The organism is Enterococcus sp. DIV0236 (assembly GCF_050558525.1).
Lineage (GTDB): Bacteria > Bacillota > Bacilli > Lactobacillales > Enterococcaceae > Enterococcus > Enterococcus faecalis.
This window is the reverse complement of the sequence record NZ_CP187891.1, coordinates 645,243-658,265: the sequence shown is the minus strand read 5'-3', so window position 1 is coordinate 658,265 and position 13,023 is coordinate 645,243. Positions and strand designations below refer to the sequence as shown.

The 13,023-nt window shown below is 36.9% G+C and carries 11 protein-coding genes; 3 read left to right on the top strand and 8 right to left on the bottom strand.

From position 1 onward, the window contains the following. Positions 1 to 9: 9 nt before the first annotated feature. The 5 genes from adhE to IGK27_RS03135 form a co-directional block, all read right to left on the bottom strand. Positions 10 to 2,607 carry a bifunctional acetaldehyde-CoA/alcohol dehydrogenase gene (gene adhE, locus IGK27_RS03155; RefSeq protein ID WP_002388933.1) on the bottom strand — a complete coding sequence of 866 codons (2,598 nt, stop codon included), beginning with the start codon at positions 2,605 to 2,607 and terminating at the stop codon, positions 10 to 12. A gap of 157 nt (positions 2,608 to 2,764) precedes the next feature. Further along, the gene (locus IGK27_RS03150; RefSeq protein WP_002364719.1) at positions 2,765 to 3,070 is read right to left on the bottom strand and encodes a post-transcriptional regulator; all 306 of its coding nucleotides are present in this window, start codon (positions 3,068 to 3,070) and stop codon (positions 2,765 to 2,767) included. 261 nt (positions 3,071 to 3,331) lie between these two features. Next, entirely contained in the window at positions 3,332 to 3,730 is a 399-nt protein-coding gene (yajC, locus tag IGK27_RS03145; protein WP_002383336.1) for a preprotein translocase subunit YajC, read from the bottom strand. Between the two features lie 60 nt (positions 3,731 to 3,790). Further along, on the bottom strand, positions 3,791 to 4,936 hold the full coding sequence (gene tgt / locus IGK27_RS03140; protein WP_002355772.1) for a tRNA guanosine(34) transglycosylase Tgt: 1,146 nt from the start codon (positions 4,934 to 4,936) through the stop codon (positions 3,791 to 3,793). A 158-nt stretch (positions 4,937 to 5,094) separates the two neighbouring features. Then, positions 5,095 to 6,201: an iron-containing alcohol dehydrogenase family protein gene (locus IGK27_RS03135; RefSeq protein WP_002355771.1), complete on the bottom strand. Its 1,107-nt coding sequence runs from the start codon at positions 6,199 to 6,201 to the stop codon at positions 5,095 to 5,097. Positions 6,202 to 6,371: 170 nt separating this feature from the next. Between IGK27_RS03135 and IGK27_RS03130 the strand changes: the two genes are divergently transcribed. From IGK27_RS03130 to IGK27_RS03120, 3 genes are read left to right on the top strand one after another with little or no spacing between them, the layout of a single operon-like run. Then, positions 6,372 to 7,835: an ABC transporter permease subunit gene (locus IGK27_RS03130; RefSeq protein WP_002364720.1), complete on the top strand. Its 1,464-nt coding sequence runs from the start codon at positions 6,372 to 6,374 to the stop codon at positions 7,833 to 7,835. After that, complete coding sequence (locus tag IGK27_RS03125) at positions 7,828 to 8,550, top strand: amino acid ABC transporter ATP-binding protein (protein ID WP_002355769.1); 723 nt, start codon at positions 7,828 to 7,830, stop codon at positions 8,548 to 8,550. The genes IGK27_RS03130 and IGK27_RS03125 overlap by 8 nt, the downstream gene beginning before the upstream one ends. A 15-nt stretch (positions 8,551 to 8,565) precedes the next feature. Beyond that, positions 8,566 to 9,720, top strand: coding sequence for a pyridoxal phosphate-dependent aminotransferase (locus IGK27_RS03120; protein ID WP_002355768.1), 1,155 nt, complete (start codon positions 8,566 to 8,568; stop codon positions 9,718 to 9,720). A gap of 47 nt (positions 9,721 to 9,767) precedes the next feature. Here IGK27_RS03120 and IGK27_RS03115 read toward each other — a convergent pair whose 3' ends face one another. Genes IGK27_RS03115 through IGK27_RS03105 form a run of 3 tightly spaced genes read right to left on the bottom strand, consistent with a single transcriptional unit; the run spans position 9,768 to position 13,011 of the window. Further along, complete coding sequence (locus tag IGK27_RS03115; protein WP_002355767.1) at positions 9,768 to 10,079, bottom strand: hypothetical protein; 312 nt, start codon at positions 10,077 to 10,079, stop codon at positions 9,768 to 9,770. Positions 10,080 to 10,094: 15 nt separating this feature from the next. After that, complete coding sequence (locus IGK27_RS03110; RefSeq protein ID WP_002385041.1) at positions 10,095 to 10,955, bottom strand: hypothetical protein; 861 nt, start codon at positions 10,953 to 10,955, stop codon at positions 10,095 to 10,097. Next, the gene (locus IGK27_RS03105; RefSeq protein ID WP_002364722.1) at positions 10,945 to 13,011 is read right to left on the bottom strand and encodes a cellulose biosynthesis cyclic di-GMP-binding regulatory protein BcsB; all 2,067 of its coding nucleotides are present in this window, start codon (positions 13,009 to 13,011) and stop codon (positions 10,945 to 10,947) included. Before IGK27_RS03105 ends, IGK27_RS03110 begins: the two co-directional genes overlap by 11 nt. Positions 13,012 to 13,023 lie beyond the last annotated feature (12 nt).

Sequence of the window (13,023 nt, the reverse complement as noted above, 5' to 3'; positions counted from 1 at the left end):
TGAGTTCTTTTATCCTACATAAGCATCTAAGATAATTTGTTTTAGTTCACTAATTAATGGTTCTTTCGGATTTGCAGTTGTACATTGGTCTTCATATGCAAGTTCTGCCATACGATCAACCGTTGTGTCTAATGTTTCTTGTGAGACACCTTGGGCTTTCAAGTTCATGTCAATTCCGACTGATTTACCTAAGTCTGCTACTGCTGTTGCTAAAGCTTCTACTAATTCTGCGGTAGTATTTCCTTTTAAGCCTAAGAATTTTGCAATGTCTGCATAATCAGTATCGGCGCGGAAGTAATCATATTTAGGGAACATTGCGTGTTTTGATGGATCTTTCGCATTGTAACGAATAATATGTGGTAATAAAATCGCATTTGTACGACCATGTGGAATGCCATATTCCCCACCAATTTTATGAGCAATAGAGTGACAAATACCTAAGAATGCATTGGCAAATGCCATCCCTGCCATGGTTGATGCATTATGCATTTTTTCGCGAGATTCCATATCTGGACGTTTCACTGAATTTTCTAAATGATCGAAAACTAACTTGATTGCTTGTAAACTTAAACCACGTGTGTAATCTGAAGCCATCACGGAAACATAAGATTCAATAGCATGTGTTAAAACATCCATACCTGTATCTGCAGTGACTGAAGCTGGCACAGACATTACGAACTGTGGATCAACAATCGCTACATCTGGTGTTAACGCATAGTCTGCTAACGGATATTTCACGTGTGTTTCACTATCAGTAATAACGGCAAATGGTGTAACTTCTGAACCAGTTCCTGAAGTAGTTGGGATACAAACAAATTGTGTTTTTTCTGGTTTGGCAATTTTATATGTCCGTTTGCGGATATCTAAGAATTTTTGTTTTGCACCAAAGAACTCTGTATCTGGGTGTTCATAGAACATCCACATGCCTTTCGCCGCGTCCATTGCAGAACCGCCACCCAAGGCAATCACTGTATCTGGTTGGAAATCAACCATCATTTTGGTACCTGCATAAACAGTATTTGTTGATGGGTTTGGTTCAACATCAGAAAATACTTCGATTTTCACATCATTTTTACGTTTTTGTAGCTCTTTACGTACGATATCTGCATAGCCAAATTGAACCATACCTGGGTCACAAACTAACATGACACGTTCAACATTTTCCATTTTTTGTAGATATTGTAAAGAATTTTTTTCAAAGAAAATTTTTGGAGGTAATTTAAACCATTGCATATTATTTCTCCGTTTCGCTACCGTTTTAATATTAATTAAGTTAATGGCTGATACGTTTTTAGAAACAGAGTTTTTCCCGTATGAACCACAACCAAGTGTTAAAGATGGAATCATTTCGTTATAAATGTTACCGATACCGCCTTCTGCTGATGGAGTATTCACTAAAATACGACAAGCTTTCATACGTAAACCAAAAGCAACTTGTAACTCTTCATCTTCTGTATGAATTACTGCTGTATGTCCTAAACCACCTAAGTTTAACATCGCTTCACATAGTTCAAAAGCATGCTCTGCATTGTTTGATTTCATCATTGCTAAAACTGGCGATAATTTTTCTCTTGATAATGGATATTCTGGACCTGCACCTTCTAATTCAGCGACTAAAATTTTTGTGCCTTTTGGTACACTAATTCCTGCTAATTCAGCAATTTTTTCTGCAGAGTTACCGACAATCGCTGGATTTACTGCGTATTTGCCTTCATTCATCACTGCATCTTCTAGTTTTTGTAATTCATTCGGTTTCACGAAGTAAACGTTATGTGCTTCAAACTCAGCTTTGACAGAAGCATAAATTTCTTTATCCACAATGACCGCTTGCTCAGAAGCACAAATCATTCCATTATCAAATGATTTTGAAACAATTAAATCATTAACCGCACGTTTTACTTTAGCCGTTTTTTCAATATAAGCTGGTACGTTCCCAGGACCAACGCCTAGTGCTGGTTTACCTGTTGAGTATGCAGATTTTACCATGCCTGCGCCACCAGTTGCTAAAACAATGGCAATCCCTGGATGATTCATCAAAGCAGATGTTGCATCAATCGATGGTTGTTCAATCCATTGAATACAATTTTCTGGTGCACCTGCTGCAATCGCCGCATCCCGTACAATACGTGCCGCTTCTGCCGAACATTTTTGTGCGCTAGGATGGAAAGCAAAAACAATTGGATTTCTTGTTTTTAAGGCAATTAGTGATTTAAAAATAGTTGTTGACGTTGGGTTTGTTGTTGGTGTGACCCCACATACCACGCCAACTGGCTCAGCAATTTCCATTAAGCCGGTTTGTTCGTCTTTGTTAATTACACCCACTGTTTTATCATGTTTAATATTATTCCAAATGTATTCAGATGCATACATATTTTTGATTGCTTTATCTTCATAGATTCCACGGCCAGTTTCTTCGACAGCCATTTTTGCTAAAGGCATATGTTGGTCTAACGCCGCCATCGCCATTTGATGGACAATGTGATCTACTTGTTCTTGTGTAAAATCTTCCATTGCTTTTAAAGCGACATTCGCTTTTGTTGCTAATTCATCAATCATTGATGAAACATCAACTGTTTCTGTCTTTTCTTTTTTTACTGTTTTAACCATGTTCATCCTCCTAAGAGTTTCATTTTAAAAAAACTTTGTTAACTATTTCACATTCACATCATACAACATAAAACGAATCTTGTAAATAGTTTTTGTGATATTTTTCACAACTATTTATAATTTTTTTTTATCTCAAAAAAAAGACCTATTCTTTTTTCTAGAATAAGTCTTCAATATCATGCCAGTCCCTTAAAGGATTTTTTGATGTCTGTGCCAATAATTGTTGATAGTCAAAAAATTCATTCGGCTTAACCTTCTGAATGTCTTTGCGACAGTCTTTGACAGATAAACGGGCTTGCTTTTTCCAACGATAGGTGAGTAAATAAGTCAATAAATCTTCTTCGTTGATGGAAGAATAACCTAGTTCACGAAAATTTTGGCACTTCTTTTTAATACTTTTATTGAGCATTTTTTGTTGTAACCAACTTAATTTTTCCTTTGTCATGGGCTCTTCTCCTTCCAACCAAGCGAAAGATTGCTCACTTTTTAACTATCTTCCAACACTATAAAAAGGAACCTTTTTTGTAAACTTAATAGTTAAAAAGGACTTAGGACGTAAGTCCAAATGACCTACCTTCCTAGTCCTACATTTTAAGATAAACGACACGAGCGGAATAGAAATTATCTCTTCTTATTGGCTTTCTCGTGTGACTACTGGTCACAGTTTCGCCTTTGAAAAGCCTGTTCCGCTCTCTTTAACCATTAAATGAATTAGTTGATTCGTTTAGTCTTTCTTTTCTTTTGAAGGATCTGATGTTTCAGGAACTTCAGTTACTTCTTCTGTGACTGTCTCTTCAACTTCTGTGACTGGTACACTAGTTACTGCTGAATCATTTGTAACAGCAGTTCCAGGTGTTACAGTTCGAATTGCTGCACGGTCAAATTCTAAGACAATACCTTCGCAATCGATTAAAACTGTTTTTTCGTTGATTTCACTTAAAACACCATGTAAACCACCAATTGTGACAACACTATCGCCAGTTTTCATTGCGTTTAGTTGTTTTTGACGTTCTTGCTGTTGTTTCTTTTGAGAACGTGTCATGAAAAACATCATTCCTCCTAAAAGGACTAATGTAAAAATCATTGTAAATCCGCCACCCATTTGTTTCACCTCACTCTGCATTATTCACACTACTAACTGTATCAAAAAAATGCTTGAAGAACTAGTTTTTTCCTCTAATTTTTAGAAACTTTTTGCATTCGCTTTATTAAAGCCATATTCTTCAAAAAACGCTTGTCGGAATTCTAATAAATTGTCGTCCATAATTGCTTGACGGACGTTTTTCATTAAGTCTAACAAGAAGTATAAATTATGATACGATGTTAAACGGATTCCGAATGTTTCATCACATTTAATCAAATGACGAATATAGGCCCGCGTATAATTACGACAAACATAACAATCACATTTTTCATCAAGCGGACGAAAATCTCTTGCATATTGGGCATTTTTAACAACCAAGCGACCTTGTGAAGTCATACAAGTACCATTGCGCGCAATACGTGTTGGTAGCACACAATCAAACATGTCAATCCCACGAATCACTCCATCAATTAATGAATCAGGGGCACCCACACCCATTAAGTAACGTGGTTTATTTTCAGGAATTAACGGTGTCGTAAAGTCTAAGACTCGGTTCATTTCTTCCTTAGACTCACCAACAGATAAGCCACCAATCGAATAGCCAGGAAAATCCATACTCACTAAATCTTTGGCACTTTGACGACGTAAATCTTCAAATCCCGCACCTTGAACAATACCGAATAATCCCTGTCTATCAGGATTCGCATGGGCTTTTAAGCCACGCTCAGCCCAACGAGAAGTCCGTTCAATCGAGCGTTTGACATACTCATAGCTTTCATCAAATGGTGGACATTCATCAAAGCTCATCATAATATCTGATCCTAATTTATTTTGAATATTGATCGCTTTTTCTGGAGAAAGGAACATTTTTGAACCATTTAAATGATTTCTAAAATGCACACCTTCTTCTTCGATTTTCCGCATATCACTTAATGAGAAGACTTGGAAGCCACCTGAATCAGTTAAAATAGGTTGATCCCAGTTCATAAATTTGTGTAAACCGCCTGCTTCTTCGACTAAATCTTCACCTGGGCGTAACCATAAATGGTAAGTATTACTTAAAATAACACCGGCACCCATTTCTTTTAATTCTTCTGGTGACATTGTTTTAACTGTCGCAAGTGTACCTACCGGCATAAACATTGGTGTTGGAAATGTGCCGTGAGGAGTAATTAATTCACCTAAACGCGCACCTGTGTGTTTATCTTTTTTGATTAAACGATAACGAATGGCTGGTTCCGTCATTCATTTCCCTACTTTCTACTATAATTTGTCCTCCCATCATCATACTTTTTTTTTATTGAATTTGCAAGGATTTCTCAAGGTTTCTTTTTTCAAAAAAGGATCCTTAAAAAACAGCAACTAGTTCAAATAATTCAAATGAGCTAGTTGCTGTTTGGCACTTATTTTGTCGCTGTATATTTTTCTAAATCTTGCATCGCTTTTTTCACAATTTCAGGGGTAATTTTTTGTTTCATATAATGAATCGTTTCGCCTTCTATACAAGCACGTTCTGCTACTTCTTGATACTCGGCTTCAGTTAAGTCCATCTCCATTTCTTTTAAAGAAATAGGCAAACCTAGTTGGTGATAGAAAGGAATCAATTCAGCGATTTCTTGCCATTTCTCTTCAATGGCTAATTGAACAAACACACCATACGCCACTTTGTTTCCATGCAATTGTCGATGGCTAGCTGGCAGCAAAGTTAGTGCATCATGAATGGAATGGGCACCCGCTGTCCGACCATAATCATCGCCAAAGCCACCCACCATTCCACCAATAATTAAATTCGTTTCGATGACATCAATAAACGATTGATTTAATTGCTGCTCTTCCATCGCTTTTAAAGCATTGATACTTTCATTTAACAAAATATCGCGGCATTTTTCCGCGGCAAAATGAGAAACTTGAATAGGTAATACTTGGACATCTAACTGCGAAATAATCGCATCTGCTTCGTACCATTTAGCTAATGTATCCCCAATACCTGCCACCATTAAAGACCGAGGCGAATGCAATAACACTCTTGGTTCTACCAACACCAAAGCGTTTGCTTGCGGAAAAACGTCATATCGTTCCATTGCTCCATCTTCTCGATACATTACACTCAATGGCGTACACGGTGCACAAGTAGCTGCTAAAGTGGGCAAAATAATTACCGGTAACGCCATTTTGTGTGCTAAGGCTTTGCCCAAGTCGGCCACTTTTCCTCCACCAACAGCGACGATGGCCTCTAAATGATTGTCCAGCACTTGCGCTTCTAACTCTTGCACACGTTGATCTGTACAAACACCTCCATAGTTTTCAAAAACAGCTGTTACTTTTTGAAACGTCGGAAAATACGGTTTTGCCGCTTGCCATGACTCAGTCCCGTGTAAAATGAATACACGATGAATATTTCTGCATAATAGTTGTCCTTCTAATAATTCCCACGAACCAATTTCGCAAAGATACTCTTGTGGTGTCCCTCTCACAATTAATGATTGTTCCATCTTGAAAATCCCCTTCATTTTTGACTTTTGAAAATTTTTTTGAAAAAGTTGTATTTTTTCAACTCTACTACTTTTCCTTTTACATATTCTATGATATGATAAACCACATCATAACACAATAAATTTTTATACATTTATTCGCTTTTTTTGAATATTTATAAAAATAATACAAAAAGGAGTTTACGCAAATGACCAAATGTAAAAAATGGCTACAGACGATTTTACCAATTTTATTCTTGTTGCTCTCATTATTACCTATTAAAGAAACTTTTGCAGCCGAAAACGATCCAGTCTATGACAAAATCATCCAAAAGGGAGAACTAGTTGTCGGCTTATCCGCAGACTATGCCCCTTATGAATTTCATGCAAAAGTAGATGGTGAAGATAAAATTGTTGGTTTTGATATTTCTATTGCTCAAAAAATTGCCGACGATTTAGGCGTTAAATTAAAAATCGAAGAACTAGGCTTCGATGCTCTGTTAGGGGCCTTAAAAACTGGCAAGATTGACATGGTCATCTCTGGCATGTCGCCAACGCCTGAACGATTAAAAGAAGTGGCTTTTTCTCAACCATATATGAACGTTCAACAAAGAGTCATTGTTCGGAAAGAAGACAAAGATAAATTTCATTCCACTAAAGATTTCGAAGGCGTTCGTGCAGGTGCCCAAAAGCAAACGACACAAGAAGAATTAATTAAAACCGAATTAACCGGTGCTGTCCCTACTTCTCTTCAAAAAATTCCAGATTTAATTATGAATCTAAAAAATAATAAATTAGATGCAGTCGTTATGGAAGAACCGGTTGGCGAAGCCTATGTTTCTCAAAATGAGGATTTAGCTTTTGCTAATGTTACCTTTGAAAAAGGCTCAAAAGATACTGCCGTTGCTTTTCCTAAAGATGCGCCCGTTTTGACGGAGAAAGTAAATGCCTCTATTAAACAAATTAATGATCAAAAATTAATGGACGGTTATAAAAAAGAAGCCAATCAATTAATGTTCCAAAAAGATCAAAGCTTTTTACAAAAGTATGGAAAGTTCTACCTTAACGGTGCGGGCTATACCATTTTCCTAGCTTTCATTGGTGTTTTGTTTGGTGCCATTTTAGGGGCATTACTTGCCTTAATGAAGTTAGCCAATTCCAAAATTTTACGTGGCATTGCCATTGCTTATATTGAATATGTTCGTGGCACTCCTTTGCTTGTTCAAATTTTTATTGTCTATTTCGGGACAGGCGTTCTTGGTTTGGACTTATCAAAAGTAGCAGCTGGTTGTATTGCTCTTTCTTTAAACAGTGGTGCATATGTAGCAGAAATTATTCGTGCTGGTATTCAGGCTGTTAATAAAGGACAATTGGAAGCTGCTCGTTCTTTGGGAATGAATCAAAACCAAGCAATGCGATACATCATTTTCCCACAAGCTATTAAAAATATTTTACCAGCGTTAGGCAACGAATTTGTTACAGTAATTAAAGAATCTTCCGTTGTTTCAGTCATTGGTGTTTCAGAACTAATTTTCCAAGCTGGCAACGTTCAAGGAGCAAGTTTTAAACCCTTCCTACCTTACTTAATTGTATCGTTAATTTATTTCGTCCTAACCTTTACTATCTCACGTCTATTAGGTGTTGCTGAAAGGAGAATGAGTACTAGTGATTAACATTAAAAACTTACAGAAAACATTCGGAAAAAATGAAGTACTTAAAGGAATTGACTTAGAAATTGAAGCTGGTGAAGTTGTCGTAATTATTGGCCCTTCTGGTAGTGGTAAAAGTACTTTTTTACGTTGCTTGAACTTATTAGAAACACCAACTGGTGGCAGCGTTGAATTTGAAGGAAAAAATTTATTAGATAAAAATACCAACATTGATCAACTTCGTCAAAAAATGGGAATGGTATTCCAAAATTTCAATCTTTTCCCGCATAAAAATGTCTTGGAAAACTTAACGATTAGTCCTGTTAAAGTAAAAAAAGAAGCCGCTGCTGAAGCCACAGAACATGCTCTTTCTTTACTGGAACAAGTTGGTTTATCAGATAAAAAAGAAAATTATCCCGCTCAACTTTCTGGTGGGCAACAACAACGGGTAGCGATTGCTCGTGCTTTAGCCATGCGCCCTGACGTGATGCTGTTCGATGAACCAACTTCTGCCTTAGACCCTGAAATGGTGGGCGAAGTGCTATCCGTTATGAAAAATTTAGCTATTGAAGGGATGACAATGGTAGTGGTTACCCACGAAATGGGCTTCGCAAAAGAAGTCGCGGACCGTGTCATTTTTATGGATGCAGGAATCATTCAAGAAGAAGGCACACCTGAAGAAATTTTTGATGCGCCACAAAACCCAAGAACACAAGATTTTCTAAGAAAAGTTTTATAAAAAGGAGCACCTGGTATGGATCGCAAGAATATCGCAACACGTTACCAACAACCTACTGAAAATTTACTCATGGATATTGCAACATTGGCGAAAAAGACCCCAAATTTAATCGATTTATCGATTGGTGACCCTGACTTAATTACCGATGAGCGGATTATCGAACAAGCAGCTAACGATGCCAAAAATGGGCATACAAAATATACCGCTTCTGATGGTAGCGAGGCATTCATTGAGGCGGTCATTCAGTTTTATCAGTCACATTATCAATTATCTTTTCAACCGAATCAAGTCCGGGCCACAGTTGGCGCTCTGCACGGAATGTACCTTGCCTTACAAGTGATTCTAAATCCTGGAGATGAAGTGATTATTCATGAACCTTATTTCTCTCCTTATAAAGACCAAGTCCTTTTAGCAGATGGCGTTCCGGTCTTTTTACCAACCTATGAAGAAGATGGTTTCCAAATTGATGTAGCTCTTTTGAAAGAAAAAATCACGCCTAAAACCAAAGCGATTATTCTTAATTCACCGAATAACCCAACAGGCGCTGTTTTCTCTGAAGAAACTTTCAGAGAAATCGCACAGGTAGCGATTGAACACAACTTATACATTCTTTCAGATGAAGTTTATGAAGCCTTTTGTTTCCAAGAAACGTTTACTCCCATGGCTACGTTTGCTCCAGAAAATACTATCACTTTTGGTAGCTTTTCAAAAGCCTTTGCAATGACTGGTTGGCGTATTGGTTATATGATTGCCCCAGACTATATTAACGAAGTAGCCAAATTAATTAATGAAGGCGTTACGTATTCTGCGCCTACGTTGTCACAGCAAGCAGGAATCTATGCGTTACAACATTTTGACGAATTTGTAGACCCAATCGTTGAAGTGTTCCAAACACGTTTAGAGTATGTGGCCCAGCGAGTAGCAAAGATTCCTTTCCTTTCGCTTCATCCAGTCAAAGGAAGTATTTACGCCTTCATTAATATTCAAAAAACTGGACTAACTTCCGTTCCTTTTGTGGAAAAACTTTTAAAAGAGACACAGGTATTAGTGATTCCTGGAAAAGCATTTGGTGAAACAACGGGCGATGAGTACATTCGTTTAGCCGCAACACAAAATTTAGATTTATTAAAGGAAGCGTTCGATCGAATTGAAAGAATGACCTTTGAATAAAAAAAGCTTCTGCATTAGCTAATAATCATAGCTAATGCAGAAGCTTTTTAGATTTCTTCTATCAATTCAATCGCTTGCCCACCAACATGCGGTGGAATTGACATAGTCATCGGCGGCAAGCCCACGACTGTGAAACGGACTTTGGTCCCTTTTTTCAAGTGAGACAGTGGGATACTTTCCTCTAACTGTTCAACAAGTATGTTTAAAATTACCCCATGAGAAAATAAGGGAACAATGGATTCTGGATCACTTTCTGCTTGGATATTTTCTAAATGTAATCGCATTGACAATGGCTGCGTCTCATTTAACACACCAGCCTCTGCTAATTTCCCTGTAAAAACAGCAAGTTTTTCAGTCATTTGTTTGCCTCCTTTTTAAACATCATATTGAAGAGAATTAATTCCATCCCCTAAAAATTCTGAAGCGTTGTTAAATTCGGCAGGATCATATTTGGTATAGGAAACTTGTAATGTCAAAGTAATATTCCTTAAGGTTTCAGAATGGGCAAATTTCTCTTGAGCTTGTTGTTTGAATTCTTTTCTAGTAGTGTATCCGTCATCCCCATCGCGGAAAATTAATAACGCCCAAGTCGGCGGTGTGCCGTCGATAAAGTATGGTAAGAAGCGATCATCCGTTGTCTCTTTAATCGCCGCTGTCACGATTTGTAGCAATTCATTCTTTTGTTCAGGACTTAATAAGTTACGAATACTTTCCCAATAGGCCACTCGGATCACGACTAAATATAACGGCGCTTCATAACGTGTAGAAATATCAGAAAATAAATCGAATCCTTCCTCGTACATTTTTGCTGTTCTTAAATTAGTTACTGCATCTAACGCATTTAACCGTGAAGTTTCTTTACGTAAGCGAATATTTTCTTCTTCAATCGTACGAATTTGATAAGTCACTGCATAGATTGTTAAACAGTAGAGCGGCGGCATGATTAGCCAAAATAATGAGCCATAGCTAAACAAATCATGATAGACATACTGATATACAACATAAGTCAATTGTAGAAAAATAAATATAAGCGAAAATGTTAACCCCGCTGTAATTCCTACAAAATAGGTAACGATAATTAAGATAACTGAAATTAATAGACAACTTAAGTCCACAAAGAAATCATTCGTTCCTAAGGCCATAAAGATGGTTGTGCCGACAACCAAAACAATTCCTACCAACAAAGTTAAATCCAAAAGTAAGGTCACTCGTTTTTGATTCACTCTATTCCCCACCTTTCAAATTCTTCTTCACGATGAAGAACGCACTTAATCCAATAATAGTCATACCAATTAAGAAGACAAATAGATAAATCATTAATTTATGATTATTGACAATTCGTTTACCTAATGATTCGTTGCTGACGTTGCTTACACGTTTTTTGAAACGATAATCATAGCGACGATAGTTCGGATCGACCACAATGGCATCTCCTTTGTACATAGAAGTATTCTTCTCTGTATTCACTTGTGTAGAGGCTAAAAAGACACCTTGTGATTTAGCTCCTGTTAAGATTAACGCCGCGGCTTTCGCATTATATGGAGAAAACATTAACTGCGCCGTACCGATTTGTTTACCATAATCTTTTTCAATGCTAAGTTTCTCGTTTGAAACAAAACGTGTGAAGTCCTTATCATAATGGAAATACAACTGATCGTTTAACTTACGAATCATCGGATTATCCTTAGGCGTACCAAAAATAATCAAGTTATGATTTTCTAATGCCGCATTTTTAGGCGCTTTTTTATAATACGTAATCTCACCGACATTACTTTCGGCATAATTACCAATTAAGTTAAATAAATTGGTCAACACTTTAAAATAGTTGTCGTCCATTTTTTCTGGTAATAAAATCGCTAAATCAGCAAAAGAACGGCTTCTGATAAAAATGTTCGGATAGTTGTTAAATAATATGTCATTCAGTTCTTCTGTTTGAATAAACGCATTCGAATTATTTTCAATAAAGGCCCATGGAGTCTGACCATTTCGTAAAACTTCTGGTGATTTAACATTCAAATCAAAAGCAACTTTTAAAACAAAACTATCAGCAATTTCTAAGTTCTTTGGAAATTCGAGATTTAATTCATCACCGTTCGCACGAGCAGCGGTTAATTTCTTGCTGCCAATTGGTTTATCATTGGCATAGACCGTCACTAAAGAAGAATCAAAATCTAAGTTTTCAGCGTATTTAAAATGTAAATGCACGCGACTTCCATTGGCATTGTTTCGATCCACTGGTAAATTGACAAAGTACGTTTGTTCTTGGTGATAGGCCCCTTCTAGCTTATCCCCCGTTGAGGTTAATGGATAATTTCCATCAAATTCTAAAGTTGAACTAAACGTATCGGTATTCTCATCAACTGTTGTCTCTTCTTTATCTGTTTGGGTCATTAATTCATAGTTTGCTAAATAACGTCCCGCACGAACAAGTAAGTCCTCATCTTTAGAAGTAGCTACTAAAACATGCTTATCTGGTTGATTGAAAAATTTTAAGACAGCCTGGTCCTCCACGCGTTTGCTATCAATTTGACTTTTATACTGATCTGGTAATTTATCATAGCTGGCAATAATCAACTGATAGGGTGCTGACTGTTCTTTGTTCAAAGAAGCCATTGGCAACAATTCTTCTGAAGTAGTAATCAAACGAGTAGCGCCAGCTAACGCATGGGTCGCTGCAGCTAATTCTTTTTCCGATGCATTTTCTGGTGTCAAAATAACACTGTGTTTATTCGCAATCGTGTCTGCTCCCACAAAATGATTATAAAAAGAATGAATTGTATTCTCTGGTAATTGTAAATCGTATTGGAAGTTTACGTTAGATCCTTCATACATCGTTAACCAATTTGCTGGAGTTTCAATTAAATTATACATGTCGTTTCCTGCCTGATTAATAATTTGGCCTTCAACAGTCAATGTATTTGTCTCTTTAATCAGTTCCAAAGGGATTTCAATCGTCTTTTGTTGAATACCAGTCGTATTTTCAGGACGCCAAGAATAAAACTTCACACCATTCACTGCCACAGTTAAATCTGAGGTCTGATTATTTTTTAATTGTGTGATTTGGTAGGTCATATTGAATGATGCTTTTTTAACGTTCCAATAATCAATTTTTGTAAAATACATGGTGCTACGGACAGAAGTACCTGTTAAAGAGATTGTTTTATTTTGAAAAGGTTGTGTAAAGGTATGGTTGTCTTGTTCTTTGTTTTCGGCGTATACGGTCGGACTTGCGACACCAATCAGAATTGCCAGAAAGAACAACCCTATTAAAGTGACTGTTTTTTGTTTCATTGCACGTTTCCT